Raw genomic sequence first — 14400 nt, forward strand, 5'->3', positions numbered from 1 at the left:
CCAGGCCAACTCGGCCGCCATGGGCAACGCCGCACTCCAGGACGCGTACGAACCGGGCTCCACCGCCAAGGTGATGTCCATCGCCGCCGTGCTCGCCTCGCCTCCACCGCGTGCCCCCGCTCCACCGGCGGGCCCGGTGGCAGCGCATCGCCCTCCGCCACTTGCAGTTGCAGCGCCACCAGGTCGATGCCGAACACCGCCTCCGTGACCGGGTGTTCCACCTGGAGGCGGGTGTTCATCTCCAGGAAGTGGGCCCCGCCCTGCGGGGAGATCAGGAACTCCACCGTTCCCGCGCCCCGGTAGCCCACCGCCCGCGCCGCCGTCACCGCCGACTCGTGCAGCGTCGCGACCAGCGCGTCGGGCAGGCCCGGGGCCGGGGACTCCTCGATCACCTTCTGGTGGCGGCGCTGGAGCGAGCAGTCGCGGGTGCCCAGCGCCCACACCGTGCCGTACGCGTCCGCCAGCACCTGCACTTCCACATGGCGGCCACGCTCGATGTACGGCTCCAGGAACACCTCACCGTCGCCGAAAGCCGACGCCGCCTCCGACCGGGCCGCCTCCAACTCACCGGCCAGTGACGCCAGTTCGCGGACGACCCGCATGCCACGGCCACCGCCCCCCGCCACCGCCTTCACCAGCAGCGGCAGGTCCGCGTCCGTCACCGCCGACGGGTCCAGCGGCGCGCCGCCCATCAGTTGCTTTGCCCGCGTCTTGGACGCCATCGCCTCGATCGCCTCCGGCGGCGGGCCGACCCACACCAGCCCCGCGTCCGTCACCGCCCGCGCGAACTCCGCGTTCTCGGACAGGAAGCCGTACCCCGGATGCACCGCGTCCGCGCCCGCCGCGAGCGCCGCCTTCACGATCAGGTCGCCGCGCAGATACGTGTCCGCCGGCGCCGCCCCCGGCAGCCGTACCGCCGCGTCCGCCTCCCGGACGTGCAGCGCCGACGCGTCCGCGTCGGAGTACACCGCGACCGTCGAGATGCCCAGCTCACGGCAGGTACGGAAGACCCGGCACGCGATCTCGCCCCGGTTCGCGACAACGACAGAAGTGATCATCGTCAAGCCCTCACATCCGGAAGACGCCGAAGCCGCCGCGCGCGCCCTCGACCGGTGCCGTGTGGATCGCGGACAGGCACAGCCCCAGCACCGTCCGCGTATCGCGCGGGTCGATGACCCCGTCGTCGTACAGCCGCCCCGAGAGGAACGTCGGCAGGGATTCGGACTCGATCTGCTGCTCGACCATGGCGCGCAGCCCCGCGTCCGCCTCCGCTGCCTTGTCGTCGTATGGCTGCCCCCTCGCCGCCGCCGACGCCCGGGCGACGATCGAGAGCACGCCCGCCAGCTGCTGCGGGCCCATCACCGCCGACTTCGCGCTCGGCCACGCGAAGAGGAACCTCGGGTCGTACGCCCGACCGCACATCCCGTAGTGCCCCGCCCCGTACGACGCCCCCATCAGCACCGACAGATGCGGGACCCGCGAGTTCGACACCGCGTTGATCATCATCGCGCCGTGCTTGATGATGCCGCCCTGCTCGTACTCCTTGCCGACCATGTAGCCGGTGGTGTTGTGCAGGAAGACGAGCGGCACATCCCGCTGATTGGCGAGCTGGATGAACTGCGCCGCCTTCTGGGACTCCTCGCTGAACAGCACACCCTGCGCGTTGGCCAGCACCCCCACCGGGTAGCCGTGCAGCCGTGCCCACCCGGTCACCAGGCTCGCCCCGTACAGCGGCTTGAACTCGTCGAAGTCCGAGCCGTCGACGATCCGCGCGACGACCTCGCGCGGGTCGAAGGGGGTGCGCAGGTCCTCGGGCACGATCCCGAGGAGTTCCTCCTCGTCGTACTTGGGCGGCTCGCCGGGCAATGGATCGGCGTGCGCCTTGCGCCAGTTGAGGCGCGCGACCACCCGCCGCGCCTGCCGCAGCGCGTCCGCCTCGTCGAGAGCGAAGTAGTCGGCGAGGCCCGACGTACGCGCGTGCATCTCCGCGCCGCCGAGCGACTCGTCGTCGCTCTCCTCGCCCGTCGCCATCTTCACCAGCGGCGGTCCGCCGAGGAAGACCTTCGACCGCTCCTTGATCATGATGGTGTGGTCGGACATCCCGGGTACGTACGCCCCGCCCGCCGTCGAGTTCCCGAAGACCACCGCGATCGTCGGAATCCCGGCCGCCGACAGCCGGGTGAGGTCCCTGAAGAGCGCCCCGCCGGGGATGAAGATCTCCTTCTGGGACGGCAGATCCGCGCCGCCGGACTCCACAAGTGAGATACAGGGCAGCCGGTTGGCGTACGCGATCTCATTGGCGCGCAGGGCCTTCTTCAGCGTCCAGGGGTTGGACGCCCCGCCCCGCACGGTCGGGTCGTTGGCCGTGATCAGGCACTCGACGCCCTCCACCACGCCGACGCCGGTGACCATCGACGCGCCGACCGGATAGTCGCTGCCCCACGCGGCGAGCGGGGACAGCTCCAGGAAGGGCGTGTCCGGGTCGAGGAGCAACTCGATGCGCTCGCGAGCGAGGAGCTTGCCGCGCCCCCGGTGCCGTGCGACGTACTTCTCGCCGCCGCCCGCCAGCGCCTTGGCGTGCTCGGCGTCCAGCTCGGCGAGCCTGCCGAGCATGGCCTCGCGGCGGGCGGCGAATTCGGGGCCGGCGGGGTCGACGGTCGAGGCGAACACGGTCACAGCACAACCTCCGGGATGTCGACGTAGCGCGAACGGAGCCACTCGCCGAGCGCCTTGGCCTGCGGGTCGAACCGGGCCTGCGCGGCGACGCCTTCGCCGAGGATGCCTTCGACGACGAAGTTCAGGGCGCGCAGATTCGGCAGGACGTGGCGTACGACTCCGAGCCCGGCAGTCTCCGGGAGCAGCGCGCGGAAGCGGTCCACGGTCAGCTCGTGGGCGAGCCAGCGCCACGCGTCGTCGGAACGCGCCCACACCCCGACGTTGGCGTCGGCGCCCTTGTCGCCGCTGCGGGCGCCGGCGACCAGACCGAGGGGCGCGGACCGACGAGGCCCGTCCGGCAGCGCATCCGGCAGCTCGGGCCCGCTGTCGACAGGCTCAACTTCCTTCGTACGTACGGGAGCCGGCACCGCGGCCCTCCCGCGGCCTTCGGCCGGGGGGACCCCCATCTCGCTTCGCTCGCCGTCCGGCAGTACGGCCGTATGCGGAACCTCGGCCGCGTCGACGTACGCGGCCTCGAAGACCCCGTACGGCGCGCCCTTCCCCGGCGGGGCCGTCACATGGAAGCCCGGGTAGCTGCCGAGCGCCAGCTCGATCGCCGCGCCGCTCACCGCACGCCCGACCCTGTCCGGGTCGCTGTCGCGCACGACGAGGCGCAGATACGCGCTCGCCCGCTCCTCGGTGTCGCCGTCGGGCCGCTCGGTGCGTGCCAGCTCCCACCGCACGTCGGCCGGACGGTGCTTGCCGAGGGTGTCCTCCAACTGGTCCCGCACCAGACGCGCCTTGGCCTCGATGTCGAGTCCGGTCAGCACGAAAACGACCTCGTTGCGCCAGCCGCCGATCCGGTTGAGGCCGACTTTCAGGGTGGGCGGGGGGGCTTCGCCGCGTACGCCGGAGATCCGCACCCGGTCGTGGCCCTCCTGCGCCAGCCGTACGGTGTCGAGGCGCGCGGTGACGTCGGGTCCCGCGTACCGCGCGCCCCCGGTCTCGTACAGCAGCTGTGCGGTGACCGTGCCGATGTCGACCAGGCCGCCGGTGCCGTCGTGCTTGGTGATGACGGATGTCCCGTCGGCGTGGATCTCGGCAAGGGGGAAGCCGGGTCGGCGTACGTCGTGCCCGTTGAAGAACGCGTAGTTGCCGCCGGTGGCCTGCGTGCCGCACTCCAGCACGTGTCCGGCGACGACCGCACCGGCGAGCGCGTCGTAGTCCTCGGGGCCCCACCCGAAGTGCGCGGCCGCGGGGCCGGTGACCAGGGCCGCGTCGGTCACCCGGCCGGTGACGACGACATCGGCGCCGGCGCGCAGGCACTCGGCGATGCCGGCGCCGCCGAGGTAGGCGTTGGCGGCGAGGGCGTCGGGGAAGCGGGCGGCGAGGTCGTCGCCCTCGACGTGGGCGACCTTGACGGGTACGCCGACGCGGTCCGCGAGCTCCCGCACGGCGTCGGCGAGGCCCGCCGGGTTGAGCCCGCCCGCGTTGGCGACGATCTTCACACCGCGCTCGTGGGCCAGCCCGAGGCCCTCCTCCAGCTGCCCCAGGAAGGTCTTGGCGTAGCCGAGGCGTGGGTCCTTCTGCCGGTCCCGGCCGAGGATGAGCATGGTCAGCTCGGCGAGATAGTCCCCGGTCAGCACGGAGAGGGGACCGCCGGTGAGCATCTCGCGCACGGCGTCGAAGCGGTCGCCGTAGAAGCCGGAGGCGTTCCCGATACGCAGCGGCTCGGTCACGGGCGGGCCCCCTTCGGCGCGCGGCCGGGACCCGCGGGACCGGCGAAGGCCTGCGCGATGTCCAGCCACCGGTCGGCGTCGGCGCCCTCGGCCCGTACGGCGAGGTCGGCGCGGTGCGCCCGCTGGGTCACCAGCAGGCAGAAGTCGAGGGCGGGCCCGGTGACCCTCCCCCGGCCTTCGGCAGGGGGGACCCCAGCGGCGTCCTCGGGTCCGTACGTCCAGAGCTCCCCACCGGGTCCGGTCAGCTCGACCCGGAACGGCTCGGCAGGCGGCGTCAGCCCGCGCACCCTGAAGGCGAAGTCGCGCGCCCGGATCCCGATGTACGCGACGTGCCGCAAACGCGCGGTCGGTTCGCGTACGGCTCCGAGCGCGTCCGCGATGTCCTGGCCGTGCGCCCAGGTCTCCATCAGCCGTGCGGTCGCCATCGATGTGGCGCTCATCGGCGGCCCGTACCAGGGCAGCTTGACGCCGGAGGGCTGGGCCCGCAGCGCTTGGTGCAGCTCCTCGCGCCGCTCCCGCCACCTGGACAGCAGCTCGGCGTGCGACAGGGACGCGACGATCGCCGCCGCGCCCTCGTCGACGAAGCCGGCGGCGTCCGCCCCGGTGGCGGCGGCCTCCTCCAGGTCGGCGACGAAGGACCGGGGGTCGGTGACCGCGAGCAGGGCGGCGGTGTCCGTCCAGGCGAGGTGGGCGATCTGGTGGGCGATGGTCCAGCCGGGCGCGGGCGTCGCGCGCGCCCACCGCTCGTCGTCCAACTCCCCGACCAGCCGGTCGAGTTCATCGCTTTCGCTGCGCAAGTCGTCGAGCACGACGGCCGGGTCGGACACGGTGCGCTCCCTTAAGGACACGACGTTGTGTGTCCCGGAGCATGACAGCGCCCAGCAAAACAAGCAAGCATGCTTGCTTTGGATTTTACGCCTTTCAGGGAGCCTTTCTGGCCACCTGGGTCCGTACCGCACCCATGCTCGCCGCGATGACCAGCGCGATCGCCAACGCATCGAGCACAGAAAGGGCTTGATGCAGTACGAGGAACCCAGCCGTCGCCGCGATAGCCGGCTCCAGGCTCATCAGCACCGCGAAGGTGGGGGCGGGCAGCCGGCGCAGCGCGAGCAGCTCCAGGGTGTACGGCAGGACGGACGACATCAGCGCGACGGCGAGGCCGAGCCCCAGCGTGGACGGCACGATCAGCTTCGACCCGGCCTCGGCGATCCCGAACGGCAGGCTCAGCACGGCCCCGACCGCCATGGCCAGCGCGAGCCCGTCGGCCTGCGGGAACCGCCGCCCGGTGCGGGCGCTGAAGACGATGTACGTGGCCCACATCGCGCCCGCGGAGAGCGCGAAGAGCGCACCCACGGGGTCGAGCCGGTCGAAGCCGCCGCCGCTGAGCAGGACCACGCCGGCGAGGGCGAGGCCCGCCCAGACGAGGTTGACCAGCCGCCGCGAGACGACCACCGAGAGCACGAGCGGCCCGAGGACCTCCAAGGTGACCGCCGCGCCGAGCGGAATGCGGTCGACGGCCTGATAGAAGAGGACGTTCATGGCGGCCATGGCAGCGCCGAAGGCGACGACGGTGCGCCAGTCGGCGCGCGAGTGCCCGCGGAGCCCCGGCCGGCAGACGACGAGCAGGACGAGCGCGGCGAGGACGAGCCGGAGGGTGACGACGCCGAGGGCTCCGGCGCGCGGCATGAGCAGCACGGCGACGGCCGCGCCGAACTGGACGGAAAGCGCACCGGCGACGACGAGCGCGACGGGCCCGAGGCTGCCGCGGGAGCCCGGCGCAGGGGCGGCACCCTCCAGGGCGACGGCGGCTTCCGGCTCGTTGGCGACGACGGTGTCGCGACGCTCGTCCACCGGAAACCTCCCTTTAGGCCTCTCGGCCGATACGCCTTTCGGCCGACGCCCTCCACGCTACGGGTCTTCGGGCGCCGCGTGAAATGCGGACTGGGCTGCCGTTATGCTCCAGGCGCATGAGCATCGAGCTACGCCACCTCCGCTGCTTCCTCGCCATCGCGGAGGAGTCCAGCGTGACCAGGGCGGCGGCCCGGCTGCACCTCACCCAGCCCGCGGTCTCCCGGTCGCTGGCCGCGCTGGAAAAGCACCTCGGCACCCGGCTGGTGGACCGCTCCACCCATCATCTCGCCCTCACCGAGGAGGGCCTGGTCTTCCGCGACAAGGCGGCGGCAGCGGTCGCCGCCTTCGACGAGGCCCTGGACACGGGCCGGCTGCGCCGCCGGCCGCTGCGGCTCGGCCACGCCTGGTCCGCCCTCGGCCCGTACACCACCCCACTGCTGCGCCGCTGGCAGCGCGAGCACCCGGACACCCCGCTGGAACTCCTGCGCATCGACGACCGCACCGCCGGCCTCGCCCGCGGCGAGGTCGACGTGGCGGTCCTGCGCGGCCCGGTGGACACCCCCGGCCTGGTCACCGAGCTCCTCTTCACGGAGCCCCGGGTGGCGGCGGTGACGTCGGACGGACCCCTGGCAGCGCGCACTTCATTGGCACTCGCGGACCTGACGGCGGGACCGGTGGTCCTGAACACGGTCTCCGGCCTGACGACGCTGGACCTCTGGCCACCGGAGTCCCGTCCCACGAGGGTGCTCACGGTGGCGAACACGGACGACTGGCTGACAGCGATCGCGGCGGGCCGGGGTGCGGGCGCCTCCGTTGCCTCCACGGCCCAGATGCACCCGCACCCGGGCGTCGCGTACCGCCCGCTGTCGGACGCGCCACCGGTTGCGGTCCTGCTGGCCTGGCGCCAGACGGCAATGCATCCGGCGATCCCTCAACTGGCTGCGCTGGCACGGGAGGTGGCGGCGGCGAACTGACCTCGTATCGCCACCCGTGACCACTGCACCCCTCGCGCCGTCAGCCACCCAGCTGCTGACGTACGTTCGCGGCCCGGTCGAGGGTTGCTGCTGCTGCCGCACAGGGGTTACCCCGTGTGCGGCAGCAGCAGGGTGAACCTCGTCGGTTCCGCCTGGGTCAGGCTGAGCCGGCCCCCGATGGCTTCGGCCAGGTCTGCGGCGAGGGACAGTCCGATCCCCTCCCCGGGCCCGGTGGTGGTGCCTCGCTCGAAGAGGCTCTTCGGGGCGAGGGTGAGGGTTCCTTCGTCGGCGATGTCGAGAGCGAGGGCTCCTCCGATGTCGCGCAGGGTCATCCTGACGCTTCCGCGGCCGTGCTGGTGGGCGTTGTCGAGGAGGATGTCGAGGATCTGCTCAGTGGTGCGGCCGGGGACGAGCAGGGTTGCGGTTGCGGGGTCGAGGGTGACTTCGATACGGCGGCCGTCCTGGGCGAGGGAGCCGTGCCAGCGGTGTTCAGCACGCTCTACGAGTTCACCGACGGGCTGGAAGGTGGCGCCGGCGAACGTGACGGGTTCGGCTATGGCCAGCTGGAGGACCTCATCGATGGTGCGCTGGAGATGGTGGGACCGCTCCAGTGCCTCTTCGACGGTGACACGAAGGTCTGTGCCGGGTCTGGTCAAGGCTGTTTCCAGGCCGAGTTGCAGGCCGGTGAGGGGGGTGCGGAGCTGGTGGGAGGCGTTGGCGGTGAAGTGCCTCTCGTGCTGCAGCAGATGTGCCAGGCGCTGGACCATCGCGTTGTGGGCGCGGGCCACCTGGTCGATCTCGGCGATGCCGCAGGTGGCGGCGCTTGCGGTCAGGTCGCCGTCCGCGATGGCTCGGGAGGTGCGGGAGAGTGCCTCCAGGGGGGCGGTCAGGGCGCGGGCCTGGCGGCGGGCGACGAGGATGGCGGCACCGAGCGCGACCAGGGCCACGCCCAGCAGGACACCCCAGGCCAGCAGGACGCGGTTCCACACGCTCTGGGTGCTGGCCGAGGCACGGACCACGCCGATGACGCGTTCGTCGTTGGAAACGGGAACCGCGACGACCAGTTCGCTGCCCGTCTGCTGCTGCACCACGATGCCGTCGGTGGCGCGGCGGGTGGCGGTGTCGGCCGTGCCCGGGCCGGTTCCGTCACGCAGGCGCAGCGCCTCGTCGTAGACGCCCAGTTGCCCCTCAGGTTGCCCGCGGGGTAGTTCGACCGGGTCGCCGGCAACGAATTGCGGGCTCACGCGTACGGCGGCGGCCATGGCGTCACGCACCAGTTCGCCGCGTTCGTCGTCGAAGAACGACGCCCGGATCACCACGGCGAGCGGCACGGCGAGCAGGACAAGGGCCACCAGGACGGCCACCAGGGCCACGCGGGCCACACGCTGTCTCATTTGCCCATGATGACCGCGCAGGGCACCCGAACGGTGCGGACCGCAGCACCTGGTGCACGGTTTTGCCGTCGTCTAACCGTCAGCGGGCCGGTTGTTAACCGGCTGCTGCCTAGCGTCGCAGGCATGGGGGCCAGCCTCACTCGTGAAGGGCACAACGATCATGCGACGCACTCTTGTTCCTTCGATTGCCGCCCTCGCGCTGACCGGAGGGTTGGTGACGGGATGCAGCAACGGCAGCAGTTCCGCACCGGGCACCGGCAGCACGAGCGCTTCCAGCGCCAAACCGGCGCCGACGGAAGCCAATCCTGCCGGCGACATCCCCGACAACCAGGCGTATGTCGCCTACCAGCCGACCGGGGGCGGCTTCACGATCAAGGTCCCCGAAGGGTGGGCCCGCACCACCACCGGCAATTCGATCACCTTCACGGACAAGCTGAACCGGATCGAGATCGCCTCCGTCAACGCCTCGACAGCCCCCGCCCCCCAGTCGGTGACCTCGAACGTGGTGCCCGTTCTGCAACGGCAGGTGCCCAAGTTCTCGATGGGGAAGGTCTCCACCGTTTCCCGCCAGGCCGGGCCGGCTGTCCTGCTCACCTATCAGGGCGACGGCGCCCCGGACCCGGTGACAGGCAAGGTTGTCCACGACGCCTTCGAGCGGTACTCCTTCCACCAGAACGGCCGCGAGGTCGACCTGACGCTGTCCGGCCCGGTCGGCGCCGACAACGTTGACCCCTGGCGCATCGTCACCGACTCGCTCCGGTGGCAGTGATGACCACCACCGACACGCCGCCCCAGCAGCACACGGACACCGACGCGCTCCAGGCGCGGGACCTGTACCGGTTCTTCAGGGCGGGCGAGGAGGAGACCCTGGCGCTGCGCGGGGTCGCACTTCAGGTGCGGCGCGGGGAGACCGTCGCCGTCATCGGCCCGTCCGGGTCGGGCAAGTCCACCCTGCTGGCCTGCCTGGCCGGGCTGGACGAACCCGACGGCGGCGTCGTACACGTCGGCGGGGAGCGGATCAGTCACCGGCCCGAAGCCGAGCGGGCCCGCGTCCGCGCCCGCCGGATCGGTGTCCTGCTGCAGTCCGGCAACCTCATCGCTCACCTGGATGTCAGCGCCAACATCCGCCTGGCCCGCACCGCCGCCGGCCACAAGAGCAAGCAGTCCATCGCCGAGCTGCTGGACCAGGTCGGGCTCGCGCACCGGGCCCGCGCCCTGCCCCAGGAACTGTCCGGCGGCGAACTGGCCCGCGCGGGACTGGCCGTCGCCCTGGCCAACGACCCGGACATCCTCCTCGCGGATGAGCCGACCGGTGAACTGGACGGCGCCACCGAGCAGCGGATCCTCTCGCTGCTGCGCACCCGCGCGGAAGCGGGCCGCGGGGTGCTGGTCGTCACTCACAGCCCCGAAGCCGTCAAAATCGCCGACCGCGTCATCACCTTGCGCGACGGAAGGATCCCGTCATGAGTGCCCAGGAAGTGCTCGTCCACTGCCAGGACGCGGCCCGCACCTACGGCCAGGGACCGGCCGCCGTCGTAGCGGTGCACGGCGCGACCTGCCAGGTCCGCGCCGGTGACCGGATCGCGGTCACCGGGCCCTCCGGTTCCGGCAAGTCCACCCTGCTGCACCTGATGGCCTCACTCGAGCAGCCCACCACCGGCCAGGTGACCTGGCCCGGCCTCACCCAAGGGCCCGTGGCGGGCCAGGTGGGGGTCGTCTTCCAGGGGCCCAGCCTGATCCCGGCCCTGGACGTGGCGGAGAACGCCGGGCTGCCGCTGGTCCTGGCCGGTATACCCGAAGACCGGGCAAAGCGCCGGGCACTGGACTCCCTCGCCCTGGTCGGAGCCGCCGACCTGGCGAACAAATTGCCCGAGGAGCTGTCCGGCGGCCAGGCCCAGCGTGTGGCCATCGCCCGCGTCCTTGCCCTGGCACCTCGCCTTGTCCTGGCCGACGAACCCACCGGGCAGCTGGACAGGGCCACCGGCCAGCACATCATCGACGTGCTCCTGACCGCCGCCGACGAGATCCGCGCCGCGCTGGTGGTGACCACCCACGACCCCCTCGTCGCGTGGCGCCTTGACGAGCACTGGGAGATGCACGAGGGCCGCCTGCTCCCCACGACGGATCCACACCATCGGTCCACGGCAGCGACAAGCCAGGGAGACACACGATGATCACCACATGGGTCGGCGGCATGCTCCGCCGGCGCACAGGGCGGCTGATCGCCACCGCGCTCGGCATCGCCCTCGCGGTGGCCCTGGTGGCGTCCCTCGGCTCGTTCCTGACCGCGTCGAAGTCCACGATGACCACCCGCGCGGTGCGGTCGGTGGCGGTGGACTGGCAGGTCGAGGTCCAGCCGGGCACCGAACCGGCCACGGTCCTTGCGGCCGCCCGGGCCGCGAACGGCGTTCAGAGCGCCCAGAGCGTCGGATTGGCCCACAGCACCGGCTTCCAGGCCACCAGCGCGGGCACCACACAGACCACCGGCCCGGGTGTCGTCCTGGGCGTGTCCGACACCTACCGGGCAACGTTCCCCGGCGAGATCCGCCAACTCACCGGCGCCACCTCCGGCGCTCTGATCGCCCAGCAGACCGCGGCGAACCTGCACGTCGCCCCCGGTGACACGGTCACGGTCAACCTGCCCGGCGCTAAGCCGGCGAAGGTGAAGGTGGCCGGAGTGGTCGACCTGCCGCAGGCCGACTCGCTGTTCCAGAAGGTCGGCGCCCCGCCCCAGTCCCAGCCCGCCGCCCCGCCCGACAACGTCCTGCTGCTCCCCTCACCCGTGTTCAACACGCTGACCGCGCCGGTCAGGGCCGTCGACCCGGCCGCCGTCACCACCCAGATCCACATCGCCCGCAACGCACCCCTGCCCGCCGACCCTGCCGCCGCCTACACCTCCGTCACCGCGGCCGCCCACAACCTGGAGGCAAGCACCTCCGGCGGCGGGGTGGTCGGCGACAACCTCGGCGCCGCCCTCGACGCAGCACGCCAGGACTCGCTGTACGCCCAGATCCTGTTCCTGTTCCTCGGCGTGCCCGGCGCGGTCCTCGCCGCCCTGCTGACCGCCGCGGTGGCCGGCGCCGGAGCCAGCCGCAGGCGCCGCGAGCAGGCGCTGCTGCGCACCCGGGGGCTGCGGCCCCGCCAGGTCGCCGGCATGGCCGCCGCGGAGGCGGGCGTGGTCGGCGTGGCCGGCGGTCTGCTCGGGTTGGGCATCGCCGCACTGGCGGGCCGGGCCTCGTTCGGCACCGCCTCGTTCGGCGCAAGTGGGGCCTCGGCGGGCGGCTGGTTCGCTCTCGCCCTGGCCCTGGGGCTGGCTGTCGCGGCCGGCGCCGTCCTGGTGCCCGCGCTGCGCGATCTGCGGACGGGCACGGTTGCCCAGGCCCGCCGGGTCGTGGGCCGCGTCCGATCCCCGTGGTGGATGCGGTTCGGCGTGGACTTCATCCTGCTGGTCGCTTCGCTGCTGGTCTTCAGAGCGTCCAGCGGCAACCAGTACGCCCTGGTGCTGGCTCCGGAGGGGGTGCCGAGCATCTCGGTGTCGTACTGGGCATTCTTGGGACCGGCCCTGCTCTGGTTCGGCTCCGCCCTGCTGCTGTGGCGGCTGGCCACCCTGGTCCTGGCCCACGGACGGCGGCCCCTGGCCCGCCTGGCGCGGCCGCTCACCGGGACGCTCGCCGGCACGACAGCGGCAAGCATGTCCCGCCAGCGCCGCCCCCTGGCCCGCTCCATCGTGCTCCTCGCGCTCGCCGTCTCCTTCGCCGCATCGACCGCAACGTTCAACGCCACCTACAAGCAGCAGGCCGAGGTCGACGCGCAGCTCACCAACGGCGCCGATGTCACGGTCACCGAGTCACCCGGCGTCAGCGTCGGCCCGGACGCGGGCCGCTCCCTGAAGGTGGCTGGTGTGCGGCACGTCGAACCCGTCCAGCACCGCTTCGCCTACGTCGGAGCCGACCTGCAGGACCTGTACGGAGTCCAGCCCTCCACCATCACCTCCGCCACCTCCCTGCAGGACGCCTACTTCGCCGGCGGCACCGCCAAGGCCCTCATGGCCAAGCTCGCCGCCCGCCCCGACTCCCTTCTGGTCAGCGAGGAGACCGTCAAGGACTTCCAGCTCTCCCCCGGAGACACCCTCAATCTGCGGCTGCAGGACAGCCGCACGAAGGCCCTGCACACCGTCCCCTTCCACTACGCGGGCATCGTCAAGGAGTTCCCCACCGCACCCAAGGACAGCTTCTTCATCGCCAACGCCGGTTACGTCGCCAAGACCACCGGCAGCAACGCGATCGGCGCGTTCCTGATCAACACCGGCGGCACCCACCAGAAGACCGTCGCCACCCAGCTGCGCCACCGGCTGGCCACCACCGCGACCGTCACCGACGTCACCCGGTCCCGCTCCACGGTCGGCTCCAGCCTCACCTCGGTGGACCTGGCCGGACTCACCCGCATCGAACTGGGCTTCGCGGTCCTGCTGGCCGCCGCGGCAGGTGGCATCGTCCTGGCCCTGGGCCTGGCCGAGCGGCGCCGCACCTTCGCCATCACCACTGTCCTGGGCGCCACCCGGCGCCAGCTGCGGGGACTGGTCCTGAGCGAGGCGGCGGTCATGACGGCCGGCGGCCTGGCCGGCGGCGCCCTCATCGGCTGGGCCCTGTCCGAGATGCTGGTCAAGGTCCTGACCGGCGTCTTCGACCCACCGCCATCCACCATCGCCGTGCCGTGGCCCTACCTCGATCTCACTGTCGCGGCCGCCGTCGTGGCGATCGCCGCCGCGGCCGTGAACGCCGCCCGCCGTTCCTCCCGCCCGGCCGTCGAGGAACTCCGCGAACTGTGACGGCCAACAGATCGGCCGGGGCGGGCACCCTCATACCCCCAGGGGTGCCCGCCCCGGTCTCTTTCCTCCACGAGCCAGGGCGCCGCCTGCCCTCCGGCCCTCCGACGCCTACGCTTCGAAGCATGCGCGCGCCCGAACCCCAGGAGGGGACCCATGTCCTCGTCATCGAAGACGACGACACCATCGGACGACACCTCGACGCCGGGCTGCGCAGCCACGGCTACCACGCGACCTGGTGCCGCACGGCAATGAGCGGGCTGGCCGAAGCCCGCACCACGCCCCAGGACGTTGTGCTGCTCGACCTCGGCCTGCCCGACGGCGACGGCATCGACATCGCCCGCGAGCTGCGCGCCGCATTCCCCGATCTGCTCATCGTCATCCTCACCGCGCGCAGCGACGAGATCGACGTCATCGCCGGCCTGGACGCGGGGGCCGACGACTACCTGGTCAAGCCCTTCACTCTGAGTGTGCTGCTGGCCCGGCTACGCGCGCACCTGCGCCGCCGGCCGACCGCCCCGCCCCAGGAGGAGGGGCCGATCCGCGTCGGTGACCTGACCGTGGACACCGCCGCACGGCGCTGCCTGCTCGCAGCCGACGAGATCGCACTGCGGCCCAAAGAATTCGAACTGCTCGCCGTCCTCGCCGAGCACGCCGGAGCCGCCGTCTCCCGCGAGACCCTGATGGCACAGGTCTGGGACGAGAACTGGTTCGGCCCGACGAAAACACTCGACGTCACGCTGGCCTCACTACGCCGCCGCCTGGGCGAGGCCGCCGCCGCCTGCCGTACTTCGGCCATGCCGCGGATCACGACGCTGCGCGGCCACGGCTACCGACTGGACCCCGCCAGGCCCGGCCCCTGAGACTCAGGTCGGAACCGGGCCTCGGTCCTCCGGGTTCGCCGGCCCCGGATACGGCCCCTTGGGAACGACGAAGCCGACAGCGGGCCGCCCGGGAACGCC

12 protein-coding genes are annotated in these 14400 nt (G+C 72.3%); 6 read left to right on the forward strand and 6 right to left on the reverse strand.

Going from position 1 to position 14400, the window contains the following annotated elements; genetic code table 11:
- The 5 genes from ACWDO5_RS12300 to ACWDO5_RS12320 all read right to left on the reverse strand — a co-directional run.
- On the reverse strand, positions 1-1058 hold a 1058-nt coding region (locus ACWDO5_RS12300; protein ID WP_450530239.1), incomplete at its 3' end, for an ATP-binding protein.
- Positions 1059-1068: 10 nt separating this feature from the next.
- Entirely contained in the window at positions 1069-2676 is a 1608-nt protein-coding gene (locus ACWDO5_RS12305) for an acyl-CoA carboxylase subunit beta (protein WP_450530240.1), read from the reverse strand.
- On the reverse strand, positions 2673-4394 hold the full coding sequence (locus ACWDO5_RS12310; RefSeq protein ID WP_450530241.1) for an acyclic terpene utilization AtuA family protein: 1722 nt from the start codon (positions 4392-4394) through the stop codon (positions 2673-2675). The genes ACWDO5_RS12305 and ACWDO5_RS12310 overlap by 4 nt, the downstream gene beginning before the upstream one ends.
- Positions 4391-5221 (reverse strand): TIGR03084 family metal-binding protein, encoded by an 831-nt coding sequence (locus ACWDO5_RS12315; RefSeq protein WP_450530242.1) that lies wholly within the window; start codon positions 5219-5221, stop codon positions 4391-4393. The genes ACWDO5_RS12310 and ACWDO5_RS12315 overlap by 4 nt, the downstream gene beginning before the upstream one ends.
- Before the next feature lie 94 nt (positions 5222-5315).
- On the reverse strand, positions 5316-6245 hold the full coding sequence (locus ACWDO5_RS12320) for an EamA family transporter (RefSeq protein WP_450530243.1): 930 nt from the start codon (positions 6243-6245) through the stop codon (positions 5316-5318).
- A 116-nt stretch (positions 6246-6361) separates the two neighbouring features.
- On the opposite strand from ACWDO5_RS12320, the gene ACWDO5_RS12325 reads away from it, so the two are divergent.
- On the forward strand, positions 6362-7219 hold the full coding sequence (locus ACWDO5_RS12325) for a LysR family transcriptional regulator (protein ID WP_450530244.1): 858 nt from the start codon (positions 6362-6364) through the stop codon (positions 7217-7219).
- Between the two features lie 107 nt (positions 7220-7326).
- On the opposite strand, the gene ACWDO5_RS12330 is transcribed toward ACWDO5_RS12325, so the two are convergent.
- Positions 7327-8613: a sensor histidine kinase gene (locus ACWDO5_RS12330; protein WP_450530245.1), complete on the reverse strand. Its 1287-nt coding sequence runs from the start codon at positions 8611-8613 to the stop codon at positions 7327-7329.
- A gap of 160 nt (positions 8614-8773) precedes the next feature.
- Here ACWDO5_RS12330 and ACWDO5_RS12335 point away from each other — a divergent pair, with 160 nt between their 5' ends.
- The 5 genes from ACWDO5_RS12335 to ACWDO5_RS12355 all read left to right on the forward strand — a co-directional run bounded on the left by ACWDO5_RS12335 (position 8774) and on the right by ACWDO5_RS12355 (position 14301).
- Positions 8774-9382 (forward strand): hypothetical protein, encoded by a 609-nt coding sequence (locus ACWDO5_RS12335; RefSeq protein ID WP_450530246.1) that lies wholly within the window; start codon positions 8774-8776, stop codon positions 9380-9382.
- Positions 9382-10080, forward strand: coding sequence for an ABC transporter ATP-binding protein (locus ACWDO5_RS12340; protein ID WP_450530247.1), 699 nt, complete (start codon positions 9382-9384; stop codon positions 10078-10080). The genes ACWDO5_RS12335 and ACWDO5_RS12340 overlap by 1 nt, the downstream gene beginning before the upstream one ends.
- Positions 10077-10787 (forward strand): ABC transporter ATP-binding protein, encoded by a 711-nt coding sequence (locus ACWDO5_RS12345; RefSeq protein WP_450530248.1) that lies wholly within the window; start codon positions 10077-10079, stop codon positions 10785-10787. The genes ACWDO5_RS12340 and ACWDO5_RS12345 overlap by 4 nt, the downstream gene beginning before the upstream one ends.
- Positions 10784-13441, forward strand: a complete 2658-nt coding sequence (locus ACWDO5_RS12350; protein WP_450530249.1) for an FtsX-like permease family protein — start codon at positions 10784-10786, stop codon at positions 13439-13441. The genes ACWDO5_RS12345 and ACWDO5_RS12350 overlap by 4 nt, the downstream gene beginning before the upstream one ends.
- A gap of 122 nt (positions 13442-13563) precedes the next feature.
- The gene (locus ACWDO5_RS12355) at positions 13564-14301 is read left to right on the forward strand and encodes a response regulator transcription factor (protein ID WP_450530250.1); all 738 of its coding nucleotides are present in this window, start codon (positions 13564-13566) and stop codon (positions 14299-14301) included.
- Positions 14302-14400 lie beyond the last annotated feature (99 nt).

This window comes from Streptomyces sp. NPDC000880 (genome assembly GCF_053599675.1).